Here is a 24,837-nt window from a genome sequence, read left to right as displayed (position 1 = left end):
CGATAATTATACCTATCTTGATTGGAATTGGGGGGCTCGTATTCTACGTTCAGAGTTCGTCCTATATAATGGTTCTTGATAATTCAATAGAGTCGGCCTCCAGTCAGGCTGCCATTATTGCTTCTTCGCTGGATTTATTTGTCACTGATGTGTTGGCGGTGGTTAAGAGCCTTTCCGGACAGGAGGCTGTGACAGAATTATTTGAAGATAAATCCTCTTCTGCTCCAGCCGGAAAGTTGTTCAAAGAGACCATGCGCAATAATGAAGTGCTCTGGGCTGTGCTTGCATTTGATCGCAATGGTAAAATTGTATCGGGAATGGATAGTAAAGGCACCGTTCTCGACGGTATGGATATAAGTTCGCGAGACTATGTTAAAGCGGTTTTAAAAGGTGAAGACAGTTACATAACCAAGTCGGTGTTCAGATCCAAGACTGATAAAAGCCTGCTTTTCGGGGCCAGTGCAGCCGTCAGAGATGCACAGGGACGTTTGCTGGGAGGCATTGCTGTCTTTGGTGACTGGGCGAAATTCACAGATCGTTTTGTAAAGCCTGTTATTGTCGGTACTGAGGGCTACGGGGTAGTTACAGATGCCACAGGACTGGTGCTTTATCATCCTGCGGAGAAATTGATTCTGCAGGATTTAAGCAAGTACGGATTTATGAAAAGGGCACTTGCCGCCGGGGCAGGGAAAGAATTTTATGACTGGCAGGGCCGCAGCAAGGCCATGATTTTTAAAACCGACCCCAAAACGGGATGGCTGGTAATGCTTACCGCTTATGAGAGTGATCTGGCTTCCGCCGCTGTCATGCAACGCAATGTTTTGACTGCTGTCGGTGCAATTATCATTATGGTTGTTTGCGGCATTGTTTTCTTCTCTATTCGCAGGCTGGTAACTGCTCCTGTTACTTGTGGAATGCAGGTAGCAGGAAAAATGGCTGCTGGAGATTTAACTGATTCAGTTACAAGCGACTCCCCCAATGAGATTGGCAGACTGATGCGTTCATTGGGAAGTATGATTTCATCTCTGCGCGATGTTGTTGTCGGAGTGAAATCCGCCGCAGAACAGGTTGCTGCTGGCAGTGAAGAGGTTGCCGCTTCCGCCCAGCATCTTTCAGCCGGAGCCACGGAGCAGGCTGCTTCTGTGGAGGAGGTTTCTGCCTCTATTGCCCAGATGACAGGAAATATATCCAAAAATACAGAGCTTGCAGAAGAGACACGTGAAATAGCAGTAAAAACTGCCCGTGAAGCAGTTAATGGTGGAGAGGCTGTTTCTAAAACAGTTGTTGCAATGAAGGATATTGCAGAAAAGACTTCAATAATCGAGGATATTGCACGCCAGACTAATCTTTTGGCCTTGAATGCTGCTATTGAGGCAGCAAGGGCCGGGGAGCATGGTAAAGGTTTTGCCGTGGTAGCCTCAGAAGTACGCAAACTTGCGGAAAGAAGCGGGGTGGCAGCCGGTGAGATCAGGGAATTGACAGGATCAAGCCTCGATGTTGCTGAGAGGGCCAAACAGATTCTGGGTACCATGATCAAAGACATTAACCGCAATGAGGAACTGGTAGGTGAAGTGGCTGCTGCCAGTCGTGAACAGTACGAGGGGGGGCAGCAGATTTCTAAGGCTATCACTCAGCTCGATGACGTAATTCAACGTAATGCTGCTTTTGCGGAAGAGTTATCATCCACTTCTGAAGAGTTGTCTGCACAGGCGGTTAAGCTTCAGGATACAATGCAATTTTTTACTGTACCCACAGATGTGCATCAATTTTCTCCGGTCATCCATAGAGAAGAAGAGACTTTTCCGGCATTGGAGTCCGGAGATGGTTTTAAGCGTATGTGAGGATGACAAATTCTAAACAGGACTTATTTTATAATTAAGATCTATTTTTTCATGAGTTAACCGGGAGGAGGTCTCGAAGGCTCTTATACGGAGCTTTATTGGTCGCAATCCTGTTTTCCGATTTGCCGGGAAAGCAACTGAACGGGCATTGATGACGTCGGTTGCAGATATCAGGTTGTCCACTCGTTCTGAAGTACTTTGGAGCGCAGAGTCTGCTGGTAATTGACCGGAGTATGTCCGGTGTAAACAATGAATTGTAGCAGTAATTCTTTCGTGAAGTGGAAAGCGATTGGAAATCTCCTCCTGTTTACATAAATATTCGGTTGTGGTTAGATTGAAATGCGGCATTAAATGCCGCATTTCTTTTTTTTGTTTTATTCTTGCTCAACCAGCTGATAAGGTACATATTTATAAATATAAATGGAGTTAATTTATGCCTGTCGGGAGCTTCAAAAGTTTTTTGGTGATAATACTGCTTTTGCTTGGGATCAGTGTTTCAAGTGCGAGTGCCGATAATATTATCTATCTCAGTTCCCTCGAATGGCCGCCGTATGTAGGAGAACGTCTTCCGGAAAACGGGACCAGTGCCAGAATTGTACGTCAGGCTTTTGCGGCCATGGGCTACGAATTGAAGATTCTGTTTATGCCTTGGAAGAGAACTATGCGTATGGTGGAAACTGATTTCATGGTCATAGGCTATTTCCCGGAGTACTACTCCAAGGAAAGAGCTGAAAAGTATATTTTTTCAAAAGGTTATGGCTGTAGTCCCGTGAGTCTTCTCGCGCGCAAAGAGAATCCGGTTAACTGGAGAAATGTTGATGATTTAGCCGGACTACGGGTGGGATTTGTTGCCGGATACGTGAATACTCCGAAACTGGATATGGCTGTGTTAAATGGCACCATTGATGCTGATTTTGCCCCTTCCGATAAAAGCAATATCATGAAAGTGATCAAAGGCAGGATCGATTGTGCAGTGGTCGATCCTTTGGTCTTCAGTTATTTGGCAGTTACTGATCCGGAAGTGGGAAAGCTTAGCGATACTGTTCAGATAGACCCAAGGGCTTTTGGTGTTAACGAGTTGTTTGTCGCATTTCGTAAAGATGAACAGGGCCAGTTTTATGCCCGCATTTTGAATGAAGGATTGAGCAAGATCGGTATTACAGGTGTTTGTGATCAGCGCGACCAAAGGGGGGCTGATGTTGGTAAATGAAATGTCTTCTTATTGTTTTGAGAAACCTTCGCTTAACCTGTTATCTTTGCTGCTTGGAAAACCGGATGATATTTCGGATTTGAAAATTCCTTCTGATTTCGGTCTGCTTACGTTTAAGAGCATGGACCTTATGCAGGAACGGGGACAAATTCCCAAGCTGGTGCTGGATTTTGAACTTCAAAGCGGGAGTTTTAGGGCTATCTATTTCGGGCACGTATCTCCTTTTAAGTTGAATAATATCCAGCTGATTCAGGAAGGGAGTCCAGAAGTTAATCTGGTGTTTTCAGATGCAGGAAAAGTCATGATTCCAATGCAGGCGGCTGCGCAGGTTGCAGGATTTCCTCCCGGTCTGGATTGGAATATTCTTGCCGGAAGTCTTTCCTTATGGCGTGCTTGTTGTGGGCTACCGAACGGGTGTGATCCATCACTTGGGAAATATTTCAATAAAATGAAGACTGTATCACGATACCAGTGGGATAATATCAGATATGAAATTATAGGAAATGAGATCGTTGAAGAATGGTCTGCGTGTATCCCTGATGTAAAAGTTAACAATTTGAAGGTCATTTTTATTATAAAAAATGGGTTGATCTCTGCAGTGAGAACTTAAGGTGTTGTATTGATGTGGTAATGTGTGATGTGAAAATGATTATTCGCGTTATTCTAGTTTGTGCTCAGTCCTTTGCTGCGTAGGGAAATGTTCTCAAACTTGACTTAAAATGTTCTTACAGTTACATCTTGCCCTCGTTTTTGCTCGGGGGGAGCTGTGGATAAATTAAATTTTATGGGCGAGTTTAAAGATTATGCTCTTGAAGAGTCATTTCAAAAAAATAAATGGCCTTCAGTCAGGTTTAGACTCCTTTTTTTGTATTTCGTAACTATAGTTACATACATTGCATGCGGTTATAGTCATTATGTTGATTATGGCCTTGGGACTAAATTTCATACTATTTTACTGGGAAGTTTAAGCACATGCCTGCTGGGGACTTTTGCGTTTATTCTGCTTTTGGCTGACAAGGTCAGTTTGAAGATTCAATATTTTTGTATGTCTCTATGTATGTTTTCTGTTCTGGCTGCTGAATCTTTGGAGTTGATAGTCAAATTTTCAGATATCGGTTCTCTAAGTGTGCCGGTAACTGTTTTTATTGTTTTGGCTTACTACATCCTTTTGCCTCCACGCATTATGCTGCCGCTTGTTGCGTCTTTATGTGGATCAATTCTTTATCTATCTGTTTTGGCAACAGTCCTTCCTGTCAATTCGAGTTCTTATATTAACACAGCAATTTATCTTTCGCTGGCTAACGTTTTCGGCGCTTTTTTTCTATATACTTTAGGCAGGTCTTTGCGTCGGGAGTATGCGGCAATGGAAGATTTGAAAAAGCTGGTGGCTGTAGATGAGCTTACCGGGGTATCTAGCCGTCGCAGGGTGCTGGAAGCCGGGGATTGTCTTTTTAAGTCCGCACTTCGTTTCAATAGCAAGCTGTCGGTGCTGATGATGGACATTGATCATTTTAAAAAGGTCAATGATGATCATGGGCATTGTGTGGGTGATGAAGTTCTGAAGGAAACAGCCTCACGTTGCAGTGAAGTGCTCCGGGAAGTTGATCATTTCGGTCGGTTAGGAGGAGAAGAGTTTTTGGTAATTCTCCCCCATTCAGGGGTGCATGATGGGATAAAGGTAGCAGAAAGGCTGCGTTCCTGTATTCGCGAGCGCATGTTCAACGTGGGAGAGTCTTATTTACCTGTTTCAGTCAGCATCGGAGTGGCTGAACTACGCGGACATGATGATCTCAAGAGCTTGATTCAAGAGGCCGATGAACAGCTGTACCGGGCTAAAAAATGCGGACGGGATTTGGTTTGCCCGGCAAGTCTTAAGATTGTCCGGCAGGTTCATCGCGATGAAGTTTCCGTTAAATAAAAAAACGGGGAAGAAAATTAAATTTTCTTCCCCGTTTTATTTTATCTGGTGAGCTTTCTGTATTTAATTCGATGAGGCTGGTCAGCATCTTTTCCCAGTCTCTTTTTGCGGTCCTCTTCGTATTCGGAGTAGGAACCTTCGTAATAGTATACAGAAGAGTCTCCTTCGAAAGCGAGGATGTGAGTCGCGATACGGTCGAGGAACCAGCGGTCGTGAGAAATAACCAGTACGCATCCGCCGAAGTTGTTCAAGCCTTCTTCAAGTGCGCGCATGGTGTTCACGTCGAGGTCGTTGGTCGGTTCGTCAAGCAGGAGTACGTTTCCGCCTTCCTGAAGCATAAGTGCGAGGTGGACGCGGTTACGTTCACCACCGGAAAGGACCTTGCACTTTTTCTGCTGTTCGGAACCTGTCAGGTTGAACTTGCCGACATAAGCGCGGGCGTTGATTTCCCTGTCGCCAAGTTTGACGAATTCGTTGCCGCCGGAGATTACTTCGTATACGGACTTTTCAGGATCAAGGGCATCGCGGTGCTGGTCGACATGTGTGACCTGTACGGTTTCCCCGATGATAACTTCACCCTGATCGGGCTGTTCCTGTCCGCTGATCATCTTGAACATGGTGGTTTTACCGGCACCGTTGGGACCGATGATACCGACGATAGCACCTGCGGGGATCATGAAGCTGGTGTTTTCAAGAAGCAGTTTGTCTCCAGCCTGTTTGTGCACGCCTTTCAGTTCAATAACCTGCTTACCTAGGCGCGGTCCCGGCGGGATGTAGAGCTCAAGATCACGTGAATATTCATCGCTCTGCTGGTTGGCGAGGGATTCGTATGCGCTGATACGGGCCTTGCTCTTGGAACGTCTGCCTTTGGGAGACATGCGAATCCATTCCAGTTCGCGTGCAAGTGTCTTGCGGCGTTTTTCGTCGGATCTGGCTTCGTTGGCCAGGCGCTTCTCTTTCTGCTCCAGCCATGATGAATAGTTGCCTTTCCAGGGGATACCACGGCCGCGGTCCAGTTCCAGAATCCAACCGGCGACATTGTCGAGGAAGTAACGGTCATGGGTTACGGCAATAATGGTTCCGGCGTAATTCTGGAGGTGCCTTTCCAGCCATGCAACTGATTCTGCATCAAGGTGGTTGGTAGGTTCGTCAAGAAGCAGGATATCCGGCTCCTGAAGCAGCAGGCGGCAAAGTGCCACGCGGCGTTTTTCACCACCGGAGATTACGGAGACAGGAGTGTCGCCGGGAGGGCAGCGCAGGGCATCCATAGCCATCTCAAGACGGGAGTCGAGATCCCATGCGCCGCAATTGTCCATCTGTTCCTGAACCTTGGCCTGACGCTCAAGAAGGGCGTCCATTTCTTCCGGCTCCATGGGCTCAGCAAACTGGGCGTTGATTTCATTGAATTCATTAACGAGGGCTACTACTTCTGCAGCACCTTCTTCAACAACTTCGCGAACAGTGCGGGTTTCATCCACCAGCGGTTCCTGTTCAAGGTAACCGATGGTGAAGCCCGGGGAAATATGGGTCTCGCCTTCAAAGCTGTCGTCCACTCCGGCCAGAACCTTCAGGAGTGAACTCTTACCGGAACCGTTCAGGCCCAGTACACCGATTTTTGCTCCATAAAAATACGAAAGGGAGATATCTTTCAGGATGGGTTTTTTGTCGTAATACTTACTTACCCGGACCATGGAATATATGATCTTATCAGGTTCGTTGCTCATTTTTATTACCTCTTTGGTTGCTATTTGCTATTGCGTTTTCCCCTTGTGGCAGAAAAAACGTTATCAGGCAATGGAAACAGCACCTGTTAACTTTTCTGCAAAAGTGGCCGATACCACAGTATGTATTAATTTTCTGATCTATTCTCGATTGTCTAATTTGTTACATATGTGTTAGAGTTTTTTAAATTTTTTATAGGTGCTGGTGTGGGTCCAACAACGATTTAAATGGGAAGACTGCGTATGAAGGTTAAGAGTATTAATTCCGTTGTCGCTGTGATTGTTTTTGTACTTATTGCTTTAACTATTTCCATTGGTGTCTGGTGGGTTGCGGACAGTACTTACAAGGCTGTTTTCAAAGAACAGAAAAATGCAATGCAAAGCATGGTTGATCAGTCAGAGAAAGCGCTTGAACTTTATATGGGCCAGACTTCCGATGTGGTTAGAATCATGGCTAAGGGGGAACCCGCTCAGGAGGCCCTCGAATATGGCAAAACAGGCCCTATCGACGGTTTACTTAAGTCGCTCATAAATTCATCTGATGATTACTGGGCGGCTTTTCTGTTTGATAAAAACGGGAAGGTTGTTGCCGGTTACAATGCAAAGGGCAGTAATATGACCGGAGCAGATCGATCCTCCCGCGGGTATGTAAAAAAGATCCTTTCCGGTACTGAGTTTTATATTCAGGACAATATTCTCATCTCTAAAAGCGGTGGTGGAATTTTGATTTTTGCCATTGCTCACGCCGTACGTGATTCTTCCGGTAAAATTGTCGGCGGGATAGGTGTTTTTCCAAAGTGGGGAAGATATACACAGAGCTTTATCGATCCTTTCCGCATTGGTAGGGATGGCTACAGTTTCATGCTGGATAACAAAGGCCGGGTTATTGCTCATGCGGTAAATAAAAAATTGTATCTTAAGGATATTTCCAAATACGATTTCGCAAAAACTATTTTGTCCACGAAGGAAGGCGGCACTGCCTATGAATGGGAAGGCCGTCAAAAATATATGGTTTTCAAGACCATGCCCGGAACAGGCTGGGCTATTGTGGTCAGTGCTTATGAGGATGATTTGACGGCTGCAGCCACACATCAGCGCAATGTCCTGCTTGTGTGTGGGGCTGTCATTGTTCTGATTCTCAGTGGAATTATGATCTTTATCCTTAAGAAGCTTGTTCTCAGGCCGGTTGACAATATTCTTGAATTTTCAACTGAAATTGCCTCTGGAAACCTTAGGGCTGAGTTGAAAGGAACCTATCGGTATGAATTTGAAAATCTTGCTGACAAGATTAATACCATGGTCTCCGAACTCAAGAATAAGTTAGGTTTTTCAGAAGGCGTTCTTAATGGTTTATCCGTTCCCTGCGGGGTTGTAGCTCCTGACGGTACTATGATTTGGTGCAACCAGCAGGTTTGTGACTTGACTGAAACACGCCATACGCCTGAAACAGCGATAGGGGTCATTGCTGGTGAGTTTTACTATGGTGACCCTCAGAAGGAAACTTCTTCCCAAAAAGCTATAAGGAAAAGGGAACCTGTTGTAGTCGATGTTGAGTACAAGAGTTTCAAGGGCAATTTAAGAAATATCCATATTTCAACAACTCCGTTCTATGACATGGATGGCAATATGCTTGGGTCCCTGTCTATGTGGATTGATATGACTGAAATCAGGCAGCAGGCCCTTGAAATCGAAAGGCAGAATGAGCGTATAACCATTGCCGCAGCAGATGCGGAGCAGATATCACAATCCCTTTCCAGTGCAGCCGAAGAGCTTTCCGCTCAGATTGAGCAGTCCAACCGGGGTACTCAGGAACAGCGTGACCGTGTGGCCGAAACTTCTACTGCTATGGAAGAAATGAATGCCACCGTACTTGAGGTTGCGCAGAATGCAGGTCTTGCCGCCGAAGATGCGGATACTGCGCGTGACAAGGCTCAAAACGGTTCTAAGCTGGTGCAGCAGATGATCGAATCCGCTGACGGTGTACGCGGTCAGGCTGATGCTCTGAAAGAATCCATGGAGCAGCTTGGTGTTGAAGCTAAGGAAATCGGTAACGTGCTCGGCGTGATCAATGATATCGCGGACCAGACCAACTTGCTGGCTCTGAATGCTGCCATTGAGGCTGCCCGTGCAGGTGAGGCAGGTCGCGGGTTTGCAGTCGTCGCTGATGAAGTCCGTAAGCTGGCAGAAAACACCATGTCCGCTACCGGGGAAGTCGGGAATGCCATCTCCAAGATTCAGAACATGACCAGACAGAACATCTCGGCTACCGAGGATGCTGCGGAGTCAGCACAGCGTAGCAGCGAACTGGCCAATGAATCCGGGCTTACGCTGGATGAAATCGTTAAGCTGGTAATTAATGCTTCGGATCAGGTCCGGGCCATTGCCACTGCTGCGGAACAGCAGTCTGCAACCAGTGAGGAAATTAACCGGGCAACTGAAGATATCAGCAGGATTTCCCTCGAAACCTCACAGGTTATGAGTGAATCAGCCAAAGCTGTTCAGGATGTTGCCGGAATGGCTTCAGAGTTGAATAGAGTTATTGAGGACATCCAGCCTGACAAATAATTCAGCAGTAATAAATTCAGAAGCCCCCCTTGCCGTGGCAAGGGGGGCTTTTTATTTTTGACCGATTCATCTTGCAAGCCGAACTGGGCGAGGGTAGGATTGGATCCTTAATGGAGATGCTTATGAATGATAAACAAAAAGAAGAGCTTAGGAATAAAATTAAAACTGAAATTAAGAGTCTGACCAAACAGGTAAAAGAGATGGAAGAAACTGTGGCCCCGGTCAAACCAGACGCAGCTATAGGCAGGCTTTCCCGCCTTGATACCATGCTTAATCAGGGTATCAACAAGTCGTCGATTGCCCAGTCCCGGCAGCGCATTCTAAATCTTGAGGATGCGCTGAATCGTCTGGAAAAAGATTCATTTTTTGGTGAATGTGAAGAGTGCGGCGAGGATATTCCTCTTGCCCGTTTACTGACTCTTCCGGAAAGCAGATATTGCGTGTACTGCGCAGAACATCTTGAGGAGTAGCTGTGGGAATTGCTTCTGATCTGGTTATTCTTATTGTTGCGGGTATGATGGGCGGTTTTGTTGCCCGCATGCTGCGTCAGCCCCTTTTGCTGGGCTATATTGTTGCCGGGGTTCTGGTTGGTCCGCACACTGGCGGAATTACTGTTTCCGGTGTGCATCAGATTGAATTATTAGCTGAAATCGGGGTTGCCTTACTTTTGTTCACTTTGGGTATCGAGTTTTCCATCAAGGAACTTAAACCGGTACGCCATGTGGCTTTAATCGGAACTCCTTTGCAGATAATTTTGACAATGGCTTTTGGCTGGGGAACCGGGCAACTCATGGGGTGGGACTCGCATCTTTCCATGTGGTTCGGGGCATTTATTGCTCTTTCCAGTACCATGGTTGTGCTTAAAACCCTTGAAAGTAAAGGGTTGGTTGGAACTCTTTCCAGCAGGGTAATGCTCGGTATGCTGGTGGTGCAGGATATCGCCATCGTGCCCATGTTGATTATCATGCCCCAGCTTGGTTCAGACACCTTCGGCCTGCAGGCTTTGGGTATGGCCGGAATCAAGACCGTGCTTTTCCTTGTATCCATGTTTATGCTCGGTTCGCGGGTCATTCCGGGATTTATGCGAATTGTGGCCGGTTGGAATTCCCGGGAAATGTTTATGCTTTCCTGTAGTGCAATCGGTCTTGGAATTGGTTACGCAACTCACATGCTTGGCCTGTCGTTTGCTTTCGGAGCCTTTGTGGCCGGGATGGTGCTTAGTGAATCCCGCTATGCCTATCAGGCCTTAAGCGATATATTGCCTCTGCGCGATATTTTTAGTCTTATCTTTTTCGCTTCCGTTGGTATGCTTATTGATCCCTTTTATGTCTGGGAAAACATCGGCACCATTTTGATTCTGGCCAGTGCCATACTTGTGGGGAAAGGGTTGATATTCGGTTCTATGGCCTGTCTGTTCAACTATAGAAATGTAATTCCATTGGCACTAGGCTTAGGCATGTTCCAAGTGGGTGAACTTTCTTTTCTGCTGTTGCAGCAGGGAACTGAATCCGGATCTTTTCCCAAGGAATACTTTCCTCTTTTTATGGGGGCAGGAATCGTAACCATGCTGCTGACCCCGCTTATGGCTTCTTGTACCGGACCAATTTATTCACTGCTCCAGAGCCGACGTAAAAGCGATCCTGTTCAGACGATCAACCTGCCGGAGAGTGAACTGGACGGGCATGTCGTTATTCTTGGTTATGGCCGTTTTGGTTCATATGTAGCAGATTCACTGCGGGAAATTGATATTCCGCATGTGGTGGTTGAGCTTAATGCCAATAAGATTGAGTTGGCTGCGAAAGATGGAAGGGCCGTTATTTATGGTGATGCCGGACAGGAAATAGTTCTTGAGGCGGCCCGTGTTTCTCACGCACGGATGGTGCTTTTAACCATTCCTTCAGTGCGCGGTTCTTCTTCCGTATTGCAGAAAGTGCATCATTTGGCTCCTCAATGTCCGATTGTGGCTTTGTCCCGCAACCCGGAACATCTGGAAGTTCTTAATGAACTGGGGGCACATCATATTATTATGCCTGAGTTTGAGACCGGATTGGAGATGGTCCGGCAGACTCTGTTCAATTTTTGTCTTCCTGCGGTTGAAATTCAAAATGTAATGGATTCTATGCGCCGGGAGAGGTATACCACTGATGTGGAACAAAATTACCCCCGGTCTGCCCAGTTCTTTCGGTTGAGCAAGGCTGCTGAATCTCTCAACCTGAATTGGGTTGAAGTGAGTGAAGATGCCGAAATCAGGGGAAGAACCCTTGCAGGTAGTAAAATTCGTACTGTGACTGGTGTTTCCGTGGCTGGGGTGCTGCGGGATGATCATTTTATTCAGAACCCGGACGGTGCATTCCAGTTTGAGCAGGGCGATATTGTCGGCGTACTTGGCGGACGTAAAAATATCGAAAGGTTCAGGTGTCTTGCTTCGGAACCGGGAGAGTTGGAGATTGAGGTTTAAATGCACTGTAGGAAGATTTATGTATCGCTGTTAATTTTGGCTGCATCGCTTATGGTGGGATGTGTCAAAACAAGCATTCCCGATCCGCGTGGATTGGGAGCTGCTCCTGTGAAATGTTCAAGTCCAGTGGATATCCTTGGGTATTTTGAAGGCATTCCCTACCGTGAGGATGCCGCCATCAACCGTTTCGGCGACTTTACTTTTTTTGCAGATCCGGGGGTTTATCTCAAGGAACCGGGGCTTAATTGCAGCGGTTTTACCGTGGCGGCATCTCGTTACTATTTTGCTCGTAATTTCAACCTGTCTGACACCACTATTGACCGTCTTGCGGACAGCGGCCCGGATTCTTCTTTTGGCGAGGATTGGGATTTTGGTTACGATCTCGTCCTTAACCTGACTGAGGGGTTGAAGCGCAGAGCAGTTCTTCCTTTCGGTCAGACTGCCGTAATTGAATATAATAACGGCATGAGTCTGCGTGGTTTTGAACTTAGTGATAGAGTTGCTTGGGCCGATGTCATAAAGCAGATGAAGCCCGGGCATGTATATCTTTTTTCCATGAGCAAGGATATCAAATTCAAGAACTATAAACTTCTTCATTACCATGTCGGGCTAATCGTTCCTGATGACGAAGGGCATATCTGGTTTTGCCATGCGACAAGGAACAGCGGGGTGAACAAGGTGGACATTTCCAATCAGGACAACCTTGACCCGATCATCAAGGCCAACCCGGACTCCAAGTTGGGACCGCGTAAAATTTTGCTGATTGAGGCTCCGTTGCTCTGTCGTTTGAATTTGAAAAAGTAGAGACAGGATATGTTTACAGAAAGTGTCTTATTTGCTTTTGGGCTGACTGCATTTGCTGGACTTTCCACAGGGATTGGTTCTGCATTGGCTTTTTTCGCCAAGCGTACTAATCCGCGCTTTCTTTCCATCTCACTTGGTTTCTCCGCCGGGGTGATGATTTATGTTTCCTTTATGGAAATCATGGTTAAAGCCAAAGTTGCCTTGCAGGCCGATATGGGAGAAGTGGCAGGTACATGGGCTGCAGTGATCGCTTTTTTCGGCGGTATCGCTTTAATTGCCCTAATCGATAAACTTGTGCCGTCCTACGAAAACCCGCACGAGATGCATCGCATTGAGGAGATGAATCCGAAGAGCCTTGAAAAGAGCGGTGGCTTGGAGAGTGAACATGGCAAGCGCAAGCTGTTTCGCATGGGCACTATGGCTGCTCTTGCAATCGGTATCCATAACTTCCCGGAAGGGCTGGCTACATTCACAGCAGCGCTCAGTGATCCCAGCCTCGGTATTGCTATCGCAGTAGCTATTGCCATCCATAACATTCCGGAAGGCATCGCTGTCTCTGTTCCTATTTATTACGCTACTGGGGATAAGAAAAAAGCTTTTATCTATTCATTTCTGTCCGGTTTGGCTGAACCCATCGGTGCTTTGGTCGGGTATTTGTTGCTTATGCCGTTTCTGTCCGAGACTGTATTCGGGATAATCTTTGCCGGTGTGGCCGGGATTATGGTCTTTATTTCTCTTGATGAATTGTTGCCTGCTGCTGAGGAATATGGCGAGCACCATCTCTCTATTTACGGGCTGGTCTGCGGTATGGCCGTAATGGCGTTATCGTTGCTGATGTTCTTATAAATTCCAGTGGCATTCAATTTATATTTATGGAATTGTTAGGCCTGCTGATTTTTTACAGAGGAGTTTAAATGGCTAAGAAAAATATAGGCGTTCAGGGATTCACCCTGCCAATGCCTCAGACAATTCTGGGGTCCAGGCATGAGGGGCGTAACAATTTCATGGCTCTGGCATGGGTGTCGCGTGTTAACTACAATCCATCCCTGATGATGATTTCTGTGGGCAAAAGGCATTTTTCCAATATTGCTATCAAGACCAGTGGAGAATTCAGCGTTAATATCCCTTCTGTAGAGATGGTTGAAGTTACCGACTTTGTAGGGCTTGTCTCCGGTTCAAAGCTCGATAAATCCGGTCTTTTTGATGTTGAACCCGGCGAGCTGGAAAACGCTCCTATTATCAGCAAATGTCCGGTAGCAATTGAATGCAAAGTTTTCGATTCTATGGAATTGCCCAATGATACGCTTTTTGTCGGTGAGGTTGTCGCTACGTGGTGCGATGAGGATGTGCTTATCGATGATGCACCGGATATCAAGAAGGTTAATCCATTTACCTTGACCATGCCTGATAACCGCTACTGGGATGTAGGTGAGTGTGTCGGGCGTGCTTGGCACGATGGCAAGAAATTGAAATAGAAAGTAAATCTGACTATACAATATAAAAAGAGCGGATCGGGATAACCCGGTCTGCTCTTTTTTTAGCATGAATAATCTTATCGCGGCATTTCAGGGTACAGCTTTTTTACAATGGCTGAGGCTTCCTGTGTGGCCATAATTGCTCCGAATTCACTGGTGAATGGCTTGAGATTGTCTATGAGCTGGGGGAGTTGTTCAATGCATGCCTGAGCGGGGCTGAATGGTGCGGGAGCAGGTTCTTGTGTTGCATTTGTAGATTCTTGATGCGGGGCATTTTTTTCTGGCTGCTGCGGTTCGGGAGAAATTTGATAAATATGGCAGGATAGTTTCCATGCCACCTGCAGGTCGCGGTAAGCGTAGCGATATTCCTTCAGTGATGTATAGGCCTCGCCGCGAAGCATGAAGGCCTGCGCTATTTCCTCTTCGGAAGCATCGGAATCAATAAGGTCACTCAGTTCATCCACTGCGGCATCATATTGTTGATTCAGGGCATAGTACTGTGCCTGCTCTATGGGTTTGTAAAATATAGAGCAGCCTGATGATGCCAGTAAGAGACCACAAAGTGATGCCGTGGTCAGGATGCGGAATATCTGCGCATAATATCTGATCATGATGCAGCATTATCGCATACCTGCACACCAGGTGTCTACGTGTTAAGAAGCAAGGCTGATTTCCTCTATGTTGTTGTGTTTGATTGTTGAACGGATCTCTTTTTTCTGATCCTCTTTTATATCCAGAAATTTCACTCTGAAGCCGCAGGAACAATGGTGAACGCACTTTTCAGAGTAAAGTCCGCAGAAAATGGGCAGTCTGTTTTTCAAAGATGATATTTTCAGATATATAAAGTCGTTATTTTTAAGGTCAGCATTCGTATGGAATGAGCACCCTTCTTCGGAAAGATGATGTATTGTTCCATGTATACTTTGTGCCATTGCAGGGTCATTTTCCAGACTGATTTCAGTCTCAATGTTAACGTTGATTGGGCAGGCTGGGCCTGCTGTAGAGTACTTGCGGTTCAGGCAGTCGCAGAGGAAATTTTCATGGTCGTCTAGAAATATCGCGTGTTTGTACTTTTCAAGAGTGCGGATTGTCGGGATACCGGACGAAACGCTTAAGATGCGGTTTCTATCGCAGCAGGGCGTTTGCATTACTTTGCGGACATCCAGAACCAGACCGGAATAGTTATTCCCCAGCAGAGCATGGCAGAATTGGTTCGGGCAGGAGCAGAACTCCATATTTATGAACTTTGACAGGTTCGTGTTTGTGTATGTTTCAGGATTGTCTGTATAGATAATAACCTGATTATTTGATTGATTCATTACTTTCTCCATTCTCCCCGTAGCTTGTTATAAAAATCACGGGAGTAACCTGTTCACCTGCAGGCCGAAGCAGGTGCCGGAGACGGACTTTCCCTACACGATCAAGTGGAAAGTCTGGCCAGATTAACTCCCGTGAAAATTGTGGTGTCCAGTGTCAGCCTAATAGTTCAAAATGGCAGGGTGGAATTGTTATATGCATGTCTGCGTCAAGTTCCGGCACACGGAACAGAAAGTATAGATTCTTAGACGGTGGCGCTATAAACAGGTTACCTTTCATATGCTCTTTAATGATTCCTTCCGGAAGGCCGTGTTTAGCGGCAAGCTTTTTGATTCCCATGCCGATCAGGATCATTGCTTGCGGGGTAAACTGTACGTCAAACAGGGAAACCCTCATTGCGTCGCGATTATTGAGTTTGATTTCAGCTGCGCAACCGCACATTGAATCGGGAATGAACATTTTATCCTCCGCTTAAATTTTATTCATGAAGTTGAGATTCATTTTCAATTAAAACGGAGATTGAAGTTTTGTCAACATCAAAGATTAAATTAAAATCGCGTTCATAAACTCTCGCTTCCACAAAAACATTCGTTTCTGGAGGTATTCTAAAGAGATAAATAATAAGTTAGAAGGTAATGATTTTACTATGAATATGAAAGGCCCGGAATCAAGAATGATTCCGGGCCCTTGTTGTTGTGCATAATTGTTTTCTTCTTAGGGGCATTAAATTTCGAACAACATTTCAAGATCGTCACGGGTGAGCGACTTGAGTGCGGATTGGCCGGGAATAATGGCATCCGCAACGCTCTTCTTCATTTCCTGCAGGCCGAGAATTTTTTCTTCAACGGTATTCTGGCAGATCATCTTGTAAGCGAAGACCTGACGTTTCTGACCGATACGGTGGGTTCGGTCAGTTGCCTGATTTTCCACTGCCGGGTTCCACCACGGATCGTAATGGATAACGTAGTCGGCAGAGGTCAGGTTAAGTCCGGTACCACCAGCTTTCAGCGAGATGAGGAAGATGGGGATGTCCGGGCTGTCGTTAAAGCGGTCAACCTGCTCGAAACGGTCTTTACTGGAGCCGTCGAGGTAGGTGAAGGGGATATCCTTAATGGTCAGCCATGAACGGATTACATGCAGCATCTGTACGAACTGGGAGAAGACCAGAACTTTGTGTCCGCCTTCGACAATATCAAAGATGAGGTCTTTGAATGCGTCGAACTTACCCGAAGGCAGGTTGGTGGACAGGCCTGGCATATCCAGCTTGAGCAGGCGCGGGTGACAGCAGATCTGGCGCAGTTTGAGCAATGCGTCGAGGATGGACATCTGGCTTTTGGCCATGCCTTTCTCGTCCACGTCCCTGAGAACCTGATCCTTGAGGCGTTTGGCAAGGGCGTTGTATAGCTCGCGCTGTTCCTCGATGAGATCGCAGTAATGCACGGTCTCGATCTTGGGCGGCAGGTCCTTGGCAACCTCGGACTTGGTACGGCGCAGGATGAATGGTTTCACCCTTGTGCGCAGGTAATTGAGGGTGTCTTCGTCACCATCTTTAATGGGTTTGACGATACCTCGCTGGAAGGAATGCTGTGAGCTGAGGAAGCCGGGCATAAGGAACTCGAACAGGGACCAAAGCTCAAAGAGGTTGTTTTCAATAGGCGTACCGGAGAGGCAGAGGCGCATATCACTCTTGAGTTTGCGTACCGACTTGGCGGTAATGGTGTTCGGGTTCTTGATGTTCTGGGCTTCATCAAGAATCACAGAAGTATATTCGTGCTTGAGCAGCTCTTCAAGGTCGCGGCGCAGCAATGCGTAAGTGGTGATTACGATTGTGGAATCCGGGATTTTCTTGAAAAGGTCCTCACGTCTTGAACCGTAAATGGTCAGCAGGGGGAGATGCGGGCAGAATTTCTGCGCTTCACGTTCCCAGTTGGGCATGACCGAGGTCGGAACGATGATCAGGTTCGGTCCGGTAATTCCCCGCTCGTGCAGGGAAAGTATGAAAGACAGGGTCTGGATGGTTTTACCGAGCCCCATTTCATCCGCAAGGATACCGCCGAACTTATAGTCGCGCAGGAAGTTCAGGTAGCTGAGACCCTGTACCTGATAGGGGCGCAGGGTAGCATTCAGTGCCTTGGGCTGATCAATCATTTTGATTTCATCAAAGTTGTGGATCTTCTCACGCAGCTTCACGAAATGCTCGTCAGTCTTTGCGTCGGGAAGGTCCTCAATGATTTTATCCAGCACAGGTGTTTCGTACTGCTCAAACTGCTGGCGCGGAGGCTGTTCAGGATCATAACCAAGAGCCTTGAGCTTATGGCTGAGCTTCTTGAGCCATGATTCCGGCAGGCTGGTGTAAGAACCATCCTTGAGCTGGACGTAACGTTTGCCCTGACTCCATGCTTCCCAGATTTTATCAATGGGAACGCGCTGGTCATCGTATTCAACGTTGATGTCGAGGTTGAACCACTTGTTGTCTTCATCGGTTTCAACTTCGGCAACAATCTGAGGTGTGGTGAGCCTTACCTTGTAACGGGTCAGGTTCTTTTCACCATAAATTCTGTATGCTTCTACCAACTGTGGATAGTGGTCCAGCAGGAATGTGATGGCCGCTTCCTGTTCCATAAACCAGATGGAATTGTTACGCGGCTGGAAACCCATATCGCGAAGCTCGGCAAAAAGCTGTGCTTCTTCGTCCTGCGCACGGCGTACAAGATAGGATTTCTCTCCATCCTTGTAACTTCCTGTCTGCAGGTCCGGGTTGGGTTCGCCCATGGAGATTTCCCCGTGCTCTGTATCATAGGTGTTGTCGACCCTGATGGTCAGCAGCGAGCCTTCCTCATTGAGGTAGAGCTTGGGGTTGAATGTAGCCGGAACAAAGAACGGCTGCATTTTCTCAAGGAATTCTTCATGGTCGTGCAGGTCGGAAACCGGAATCTGGGTCCAGACGCGGTCAAGGAATTCCGGGATATCCCCGGGAGGGATAACCGGATTCTGTATGCGCATTTCCTGCACCAGTTTAGGCGCAAGAGTGGTCTGTACAGGGTAGAAACCCTGTTTCCAATAAACCCACAGAGGCAATCTTCCGTAGAAAAATACTTCATCGTCATCCATGATGGAGAAGGGCGGTTTGCCTTCATCGGAAAGGAGGATGTCGAAGGAGAGTCCTTCCTCGGAAAGTTCCGGGGAAAGCTTAAGCTGCATGGTTCTGCTTTCAATACGGATTGGAATATCCGTATCGCGCAGGAACATGTAGTATTCATCCTTGATAGCGGTGAAGAACCACGCGTGAAGACCGGCAGGGATTTCCACCCGGTGCCCGCGGTAATCAAGGTAGTGTCCTATCTGTTCTGCAACATGAGGAAGGCTGGGGGAGGTTTCACTCCACTCAGGCTTTTCGATCACATTTTGCAGTTCAATTTCGTTCTGAACCTGTGAAAGGCCGGATTTGTTCTGGCGGGCACGGAAAAAGGCCACCTGTAACCTTTCCGGTTCAGGATACATGCGGTAGATGATGTAGTGTTTGCCCGCTTCAGGTTCCAATTCTGTTGCAAAGAAAGAACGGAAATTCTGGCGCCAGTCAGTTTGTTTTTTGCTTTCTGCTTCCTCTTCTTCTGAATCGAGAGACAGGAGCAGTTTAAGTGCGGCAGCACCTACATGTTTACATACACCGGAAAAGGATTCCGGGCAGTTGCAATAATGGTTGATGCTTTCCTCAGCAAGGTTAAGACCTAGTTCAGAAGAGTAATTCTGAAAATCGTCACCTTGGATTGTTGCATCGATATCCCAGTATCTTTCGCGCTTTTTCAGGTCGAGTTTCTGGACCCCTTCAGAATTCACGATAGTGCGCGCGCCATCCAGAATGTATTCCGGAATGGTGTCGGAGACGAATGATTTGAGAATTGATTTTACTACAGCTTCTTCATTTTGAGACATGATTACGTTTTCCCCAGAACTGTAACTTTCCTTAGTTAATTATATCTTATATGAAACAAAAGTAATGTTATATAAAATAATTGCATTAAGTTCGCTTTCGCTGAATCCGTAAAGTAAAATGCGGTTCAGGTCAATCTGTATCGCCCGGTTGCTTGGCTTTTATTCCACAATAGTCCATACTGAATATATTATCAATGTAGTTGGCTTAATGGAAGATTTTTATTCTAAAAAACAAGGTTAACATGAACAGATTGATTTTCGCCATGCTCATCATGGCTTGTCTTGCTCTCCTTTCCGCTTGTGCTCAGGACGGAAATGACGATGCGCCGAAGCAGAGCGTTTCTGGTGTTGATATTGAAAATATAGATACTTCAAAGCCGGTTTATGGCGGAAGGTATAGAGAGCCGACATTGGCCGAGCCGATGTGTCTCATCCCTCTGCTTTCATCAGATTCGGCAAGTTCTGATGTGCAGTCAAAGCTTTATGTTTCCCCTTTGAAGTACAATAAGGACATCGAGTTGGTACCGGAGGCGGCAGAGTCGTACGAGGTTCTTGATGGCGGCAAGTTGCTGCGGTTCAAGCTTCGCAAAGACATTCGCTGGACTGACGGAGTGCCGCTCACTGCTGAGGACGTAGAGTTTACCTACAAGACAATGATTGATCCCAAGACTCCGACCGCTTATGCGGGGGATTTTTTAAATGTTAAAGAATTTAAGTTAATCGACAAATATACTTTCGAAGTTCGTTACGAGAAGGTCTTCGCCCGTTCTTTGATAACATGGGCCCTATCCATTCTGCCCAAGCATATATTGGAGAATGAGGACCTGAATACTACAAAATACAGGCGCAATCCGGTAGGGTCCGGTCCTTATAAACTTAAAGAGTGGATTCCGGGCCGCAGGGTTGTACTTAAAGCAAATGATGATTATTTTGAAGGACGTCCATATATTGATGAGAAGGTTTACAGGGTCATCCCGGATCTTTCCACCCAGTTTCTTGAACTCAAAAGCGGCAGCCTTGATGAAATGGGGCTTACTCCGCAACAGTATGCCTTTCAGACCAAGGGCGGTAATTGGGATCGTGATTTTCAGAAATTTAAATATCTTTCCTTTTCTTATACCTATCTTGGCTTTAATATGGAAAGTCCCTTCTTTAAAGATGTACGGGTTCGCAAGGCTATAAACTATGCGATAGACAAGAAGGAGATTGTAAAGGGAGTTCTGCTTGGAATGGGCTATCCGGCTATGGGGCCATACAAACCCGGAACATGGGTTTATAATGATAAGTTGAAACCCTATGGCTATAAACCGGAAAAAGCAAAAGCCTTACTCAAGGAAGCCGGCTGGACGGATAGTGACGGAGACGGAATAATTGATAGAAACGGCAGGCCGTTTTCATTTACTATTATTACCAATCAGGGAAATTCCTTGCGTATTAAGGCCGCAACAATTATTCAGAATCGTTTGAAGGGGATCGGAATCGAAGTTAAAATCAGAACTGTAGAATGGGCGGCTTTCCTAAAGGAATTTATTATGAAAGGTCGCTTTGATGCAACAATACTCAGTTGGAATATCCTACAGGACCCTGATAGCTATACTGTCTGGCATTCATCCAAAGCCGTCGACGGCGGGCTGAATTTTATCAAATATAAGAATAGCGAGCTTGATGAGCTGCTTGAAAAAGGACGAACCACTCTGGATCAGTCCGAGCGTAAGGTCATTTATGATCGCATTCAGGAAATCATGCATGAAGAGCAGCCGTACTGCTTCCTTTATGTGCCCATGGGTCTGCCTGTTTTTAGTAGCAGAATCAAGGGTTTGAAAGTGGAACCCGCAGGGCTGGACTATAATGCCAACGAGTGGTGGATTCCCGCACCATTACAGAAGAAACCGAGTTTACAGCAGTAATTATGATACGCATTAACGAAATCACTGACATTGTCAGTTCTTATATTGATGATCCTGATCTGGACCTGATCCAGAGGGCTTACGTCTTTTCCGCCCGTGCCCACGAAGGGCAGGTGCGTCTTTCCGGCGAGCCTTACCTTGCCCATCCGTTGCACGTTGCAAAGCTTCTGGCTGACATGCGTCTAGATGAACCCACTGTGGCTGCCGGTTTGCTGCACGATACGGTGGAAGATACCGACACCTCCATTGATGAGATTGCGGATCTCTTTGGTGAGGAAGTTGCTGATATCGTAGACGGCGTAACCAAGATCAGCATGATGGATTTTGAATCCAAGGCCATCGCCAAGGCAGAGAACACCCGTAAAATGATTCTGGCCATGGCTGAGGATATCCGCGTGCTTATGGTTAAGCTTGCCGACCGTCTGCACAACATGCGCACCCTCGATTTTCAAAAGAATTACAAGCAGCTGCTCATCGCGCAGGAAACCATGGATATTTATTCTCCCCTTGCCAACAGGCTCGGGCTGTACATGGTTAAGCGTGATCTTGAAGATCTCTGTCTTTATTATCTCAAACCAGACGTTTATCAGGATATTACCGATGGATTGGAGCGTCAGCACACCATAGGTAAAGAATATGTGGATAACGTTATCGGGCTGCTGAATGGAATTCTTGATGACAACGAGATCAAGGGGACCATTTACGGTCGCACCAAGCATATCTACAGTATTCATAAAAAGATGCAGCGTCAGAACCTGAGTCTTGATCAGGTGTATGACATTATTGCTTTCCGGGTAATTGTTGAATCCGTTAAGGACTGTTACTCCGTGCTGGGTCTGGTTCACTCCATGTGGAAACCGATTTCAGGCAAGTTTAAGGACTACATCTCCATCCCTAAAGCCAACATGTATCAGTCGTTGCACACCACGGTTATCGGGCCGGAGGGTGAACGCATTGAGATTCAGATCAGAACTGAAGAGATGCAGCAGGTGGCGGAATACGGTGTTGCCGCTCACTGGCAATATAAAGAGTCCGGCAAAAGTGATTCCAAGCAAAACCGTGATGCCGAGCGTTTTTCATGGCTCAGGCAGATTATGGATTGGCAGCGGGAACTTGAAGATCCTCGCGAATTTATGGCTTCACTGCGTTTTGATCTTTTCAATGACGAAGTTTATGTTTTTACTCCTTCCGGAGATATCAAAGAGCTTCCTGACGGGGCGACTCCGGTTGACTTTGCTTACTCGATTCATACCGAGGTCGGTAACCATTGTGCCGGGGCAAAGGTTAACGGGCGTATGGTTCCGCTCACCTCTGTGCTTAAAAACGGTGATACCATTGAGGTCTTTACCGATAAGAAGCGCAAGCCCAGCCGCGACTGGCTTAAGTTTGTAAAGACAGCCAAGGCCCGTACCCGCATCAAGCATTATATCCGTACCGAGGAGCGAACCAGCTCCATCATGCTTGCCAAGGAGTTGCTTGAGAAAGAAGGCCGGCGCATGAACATCAATGTGGCCAAGGCCATGAAAGACGGTTATTTCGTCATGCTGGCCGATGAATTTAATTTCGGCCATGTGGATGACTTGCTTTCAAATATCGGCTACTCGCGGATAACTCCGCGTAAGGTGCTGGGCCGTCTGCATGCTGTCATGAATGAAATTGAGGGTGTTGAGACAGGAGTACCCAAGCAGGAACATCCGCAGCACGCGACAGAAGAAAGCAAGGCTAAAAGCGCAGCGAATTCCATTGATATTGAAGGTGTGGACAATGTCCTGATCCGCTTTGCAGGGTGCTGTACTCCGCTGCCGGGTGAGCCGATCATCGGCTATATCAGCCGTGGTCGAGGAGTTGTCATCCATTCCGCAACTTGTCCCAATATTAAGAACCTCGAAGAGGAACGCCTACTTAGCGTCTCATGGACCGGAGGACAGGAAGAGTCCCAGCATCCGGCTCAGATTCGTATCCGCTGCCGCAACCACAAGGGTATGCTGGCAAAAATCTGTACCGTGCTTACCGAGATGGACGTGAACATTGATTCCGGTGAATTCAAGTCTGATTTGGACGGCAGTTCCGTGCTGGAATTTACCGTGGAAGTCACCGACCTCGGGCATCTGCACCGTTCCCTGAACAAGCTCAAGACTATTGAGCATGTTCTGGAGGCTACACGCTTAAGCTAACTTGGTTTATTTTAATAAAATTAAGTCCCGCTAAACTTGTTTTGGCGGGACTTTTTTGTTTTACAACTCGTTGAGGATTGTAGCTGTAGGTTCCACCTCTATCAACTGCGGTGCATACATTTCCGACCAGACAAAGTTGTGGTGCTTGATGATTGTTTCGGCATCAAGATAAGGCTTACTTGCTGTGGTGTGCGCATCTGAAGCCACGAGTACTTTGAAATTCATACTTGCGGCTTGTCTCACGGTGGTGTCGATGCAGAAATCTGTGCAGCATCCGGTGATGATCAGCTCATTTATGTTCATTTCATCCAGCATTTTAGAAAGTTCGGTCTGGCAAAATGAGTCGCAATTGCTCTTTTCAACGGTTAGGTCACCAGGGCGAAAATCAAGTTCGTCTAAAACCTGCCAGCCATCCGAATTCAGTCGCAGCCCATCATCTTCGCTGTTGTGCCGGACAAATATTATCGGGAGTTTATTGTCACGAGCTTTCGCTATAAGCGAATTGATTCTGTTGATTACTCCGGCAGCGTCGTAGCGGTGTCCTGCTGCGAACAATGCTTTTTGCATATCTATGACCAGTAATGCTTTCATGTTGATTTCCTTAGGGTGGAGCGTTTGATCCTTTAATTGGAAGATTTCTAAAATATTATTGGGTTTTTGGAAAGTGTCATCTTTTTTGCTTGGCTTAAGTTCCCGTAATTACGCTCTAAGTCCATAAATAATAGTTTTAAACGTCTTTTTTAAACGAAATACTTAAACAAACGTTTGACTTCGTGTTGTTCGCTGATTATTTCTGTTCTTGTGAAGAATCAAAAACTCAGTTGAGAGGCTCAATATTATGACGCAACATCCCAAGGGAAAGACAAATAAGGCACGTGGAGAAGAAACACGGCAGAAGCTTATTGAAGTTGGTTTAAGACTATTTGCCATGAACGGTTTCAACGGTGTGAGCATGCGCAATCTTGCTTCAGAGGCTGAAGTCAATCTGGCTACTGTTGGTTATCATTTTGGTGGCAAACAGGGACTGTATGAAGCGGTTATCCGTGAAATTATTCGTTTTCGTGAAGAGATCATGCCCAGTATTGAAACCTCTCAAAAACAGATTGACCGTTACAATTCCGGTGAAATTTCCAAGGAAGAAATGGTTTCGTGGCTATTTCGTTCCCAGATGTTGGGAGTGCTCAGCGATCCTATTACTGTCTGGGCCATCATGTTGATTAACCGTGAAATGGCTGCTCCCAGCGAAGTCTATCCCTTGTTGGATAAAGAGTTCTTTGAACCGTCCATACAATCTATGAATATAGTGATTCAAGCTGCCATGGCTGAAGACGCTTCAAATACCGAAATTATGGTGGTGAGTACTGCGTTGATTGGTGTCGTGCTCAAGTTCGTAAAGTCCAAGGCTTTCACTGACCGTGTTGGCTGGGATGAAATGACTCCTGAGCGAATTGAAGAACTTATTGAAATCCTGTCCAGAAGAGTAGTGGCTTTTATCTGCTGCTAGGAGGATATAA

At 46.5% G+C, this 24,837-nt stretch carries 19 protein-coding genes; 13 read left to right on the top strand and 6 right to left on the bottom strand.

Annotation, left to right across the window (positions count from 1 at the left end; genetic code table 11):
* Positions 1–68: 68 nt before the first annotated feature.
* The 4 genes from ACNI23_RS09500 to ACNI23_RS09485 all read left to right on the top strand — a co-directional run bounded on the left by ACNI23_RS09500 (position 69) and on the right by ACNI23_RS09485 (position 4,969).
* The gene (locus tag ACNI23_RS09500) at positions 69–1,841 is read left to right on the top strand and encodes a methyl-accepting chemotaxis protein (RefSeq protein ID WP_420248231.1); all 1,773 of its coding nucleotides are present in this window, start codon (positions 69–71) and stop codon (positions 1,839–1,841) included.
* Positions 1,842–2,274: 433 nt separating this feature from the next.
* Positions 2,275–3,051, top strand: coding sequence for a substrate-binding periplasmic protein (locus ACNI23_RS09495; protein WP_420248229.1), 777 nt, complete (start codon positions 2,275–2,277; stop codon positions 3,049–3,051).
* On the top strand, positions 3,041–3,661 hold the full coding sequence (locus ACNI23_RS09490) for a hypothetical protein (RefSeq protein ID WP_420248227.1): 621 nt from the start codon (positions 3,041–3,043) through the stop codon (positions 3,659–3,661). The genes ACNI23_RS09495 and ACNI23_RS09490 overlap by 11 nt, the downstream gene beginning before the upstream one ends.
* 753 nt (positions 3,662–4,414) lie before the next feature.
* The gene (locus ACNI23_RS09485; RefSeq protein WP_420248225.1) at positions 4,415–4,969 is read left to right on the top strand and encodes a GGDEF domain-containing protein; all 555 of its coding nucleotides are present in this window, start codon (positions 4,415–4,417) and stop codon (positions 4,967–4,969) included.
* 41 nt (positions 4,970–5,010) lie between these two features.
* Here the strand turns inward: ACNI23_RS09485 and ettA are convergent, their stop codons facing one another.
* Complete coding sequence (ettA, locus tag ACNI23_RS09480; RefSeq protein WP_420248223.1) at positions 5,011–6,693, bottom strand: energy-dependent translational throttle protein EttA; 1,683 nt, start codon at positions 6,691–6,693, stop codon at positions 5,011–5,013.
* A gap of 240 nt (positions 6,694–6,933) precedes the next feature.
* Between ettA and ACNI23_RS09475 the strand changes: the two genes are divergently transcribed.
* The 6 genes from ACNI23_RS09475 to ACNI23_RS09450 all read left to right on the top strand — a co-directional run bounded on the left by ACNI23_RS09475 (position 6,934) and on the right by ACNI23_RS09450 (position 13,992).
* Positions 6,934–9,255 carry a methyl-accepting chemotaxis protein gene (locus ACNI23_RS09475; protein ID WP_420248221.1) on the top strand — a complete coding sequence of 774 codons (2,322 nt, stop codon included), beginning with the start codon at positions 6,934–6,936 and terminating at the stop codon, positions 9,253–9,255.
* A 122-nt stretch (positions 9,256–9,377) separates the two neighbouring features.
* Positions 9,378–9,725: a TraR/DksA family transcriptional regulator gene (locus ACNI23_RS09470; RefSeq protein WP_420248220.1), complete on the top strand. Its 348-nt coding sequence runs from the start codon at positions 9,378–9,380 to the stop codon at positions 9,723–9,725.
* Between the two features lie 2 nt (positions 9,726–9,727).
* Positions 9,728–11,713: a monovalent cation:proton antiporter family protein gene (locus tag ACNI23_RS09465; RefSeq protein ID WP_420248219.1), complete on the top strand. Its 1,986-nt coding sequence runs from the start codon at positions 9,728–9,730 to the stop codon at positions 11,711–11,713.
* Positions 11,714–11,821: 108 nt separating this feature from the next.
* Positions 11,822–12,517, top strand: coding sequence for a hypothetical protein (locus ACNI23_RS09460; protein ID WP_420248217.1), 696 nt, complete (start codon positions 11,822–11,824; stop codon positions 12,515–12,517).
* Positions 12,518–12,526: 9 nt separating this feature from the next.
* On the top strand, positions 12,527–13,363 hold the full coding sequence (gene zupT, locus ACNI23_RS09455; RefSeq protein ID WP_420248216.1) for a zinc transporter ZupT: 837 nt from the start codon (positions 12,527–12,529) through the stop codon (positions 13,361–13,363).
* Positions 13,364–13,431: 68 nt separating this feature from the next.
* A complete protein-coding gene (locus ACNI23_RS09450) occupies positions 13,432–13,992 on the top strand; it encodes a flavin reductase family protein (protein ID WP_420248214.1) in 561 nt (186 codons plus the stop codon).
* Positions 13,993–14,069: 77 nt separating this feature from the next.
* Here the strand turns inward: ACNI23_RS09450 and ACNI23_RS09445 are convergent, their stop codons facing one another.
* The 4 genes from ACNI23_RS09445 to ACNI23_RS09430 all read right to left on the bottom strand — a co-directional run bounded on the left by ACNI23_RS09445 (position 14,070) and on the right by ACNI23_RS09430 (position 19,242).
* A complete protein-coding gene (locus ACNI23_RS09445; protein ID WP_420248213.1) occupies positions 14,070–14,603 on the bottom strand; it encodes a hypothetical protein in 534 nt (177 codons plus the stop codon).
* A gap of 42 nt (positions 14,604–14,645) precedes the next feature.
* On the bottom strand, positions 14,646–15,311 hold the full coding sequence (locus tag ACNI23_RS09440) for a PilZ domain-containing protein (RefSeq protein ID WP_420248211.1): 666 nt from the start codon (positions 15,309–15,311) through the stop codon (positions 14,646–14,648).
* Positions 15,312–15,465: 154 nt separating this feature from the next.
* On the bottom strand, positions 15,466–15,768 hold the full coding sequence (locus ACNI23_RS09435) for a hypothetical protein (RefSeq protein WP_420248210.1): 303 nt from the start codon (positions 15,766–15,768) through the stop codon (positions 15,466–15,468).
* A gap of 264 nt (positions 15,769–16,032) precedes the next feature.
* Positions 16,033–19,242, bottom strand: coding sequence for a DEAD/DEAH box helicase (locus tag ACNI23_RS09430; RefSeq protein WP_420248208.1), 3,210 nt, complete (start codon positions 19,240–19,242; stop codon positions 16,033–16,035).
* Between the two features lie 242 nt (positions 19,243–19,484).
* On the opposite strand from ACNI23_RS09430, the gene ACNI23_RS09425 reads away from it, so the two are divergent.
* Positions 19,485–21,149: a peptide-binding protein gene (locus ACNI23_RS09425; RefSeq protein WP_420248206.1), complete on the top strand. Its 1,665-nt coding sequence runs from the start codon at positions 19,485–19,487 to the stop codon at positions 21,147–21,149.
* A gap of 2 nt (positions 21,150–21,151) precedes the next feature.
* Positions 21,152–23,323, top strand: coding sequence for a RelA/SpoT family protein (locus ACNI23_RS09420; protein WP_420248204.1), 2,172 nt, complete (start codon positions 21,152–21,154; stop codon positions 23,321–23,323).
* A gap of 60 nt (positions 23,324–23,383) precedes the next feature.
* Here ACNI23_RS09420 and ACNI23_RS09415 read toward each other — a convergent pair whose 3' ends face one another.
* The gene (locus ACNI23_RS09415; protein WP_420248202.1) at positions 23,384–23,914 is read right to left on the bottom strand and encodes a cysteine hydrolase family protein; all 531 of its coding nucleotides are present in this window, start codon (positions 23,912–23,914) and stop codon (positions 23,384–23,386) included.
* Between the two features lie 247 nt (positions 23,915–24,161).
* On the opposite strand from ACNI23_RS09415, the gene ACNI23_RS09410 reads away from it, so the two are divergent.
* Positions 24,162–24,827, top strand: a complete 666-nt coding sequence (locus tag ACNI23_RS09410) for a CerR family C-terminal domain-containing protein (protein ID WP_420248201.1) — start codon at positions 24,162–24,164, stop codon at positions 24,825–24,827.
* The last annotated feature ends 10 nt before the right edge of the window (positions 24,828–24,837 follow it).

Origin of the sequence: Maridesulfovibrio pacificus (SeqCode) (genome assembly GCF_048612815.1) — a bacterium.
Taxonomy (GTDB): Bacteria; Desulfobacterota; Desulfovibrionia; order Desulfovibrionales; family Desulfovibrionaceae; genus Maridesulfovibrio; species Maridesulfovibrio pacificus.
Note: the sequence above shows the minus strand (reverse complement) of the source record. Positions and strands in the feature narration are given on the sequence as shown.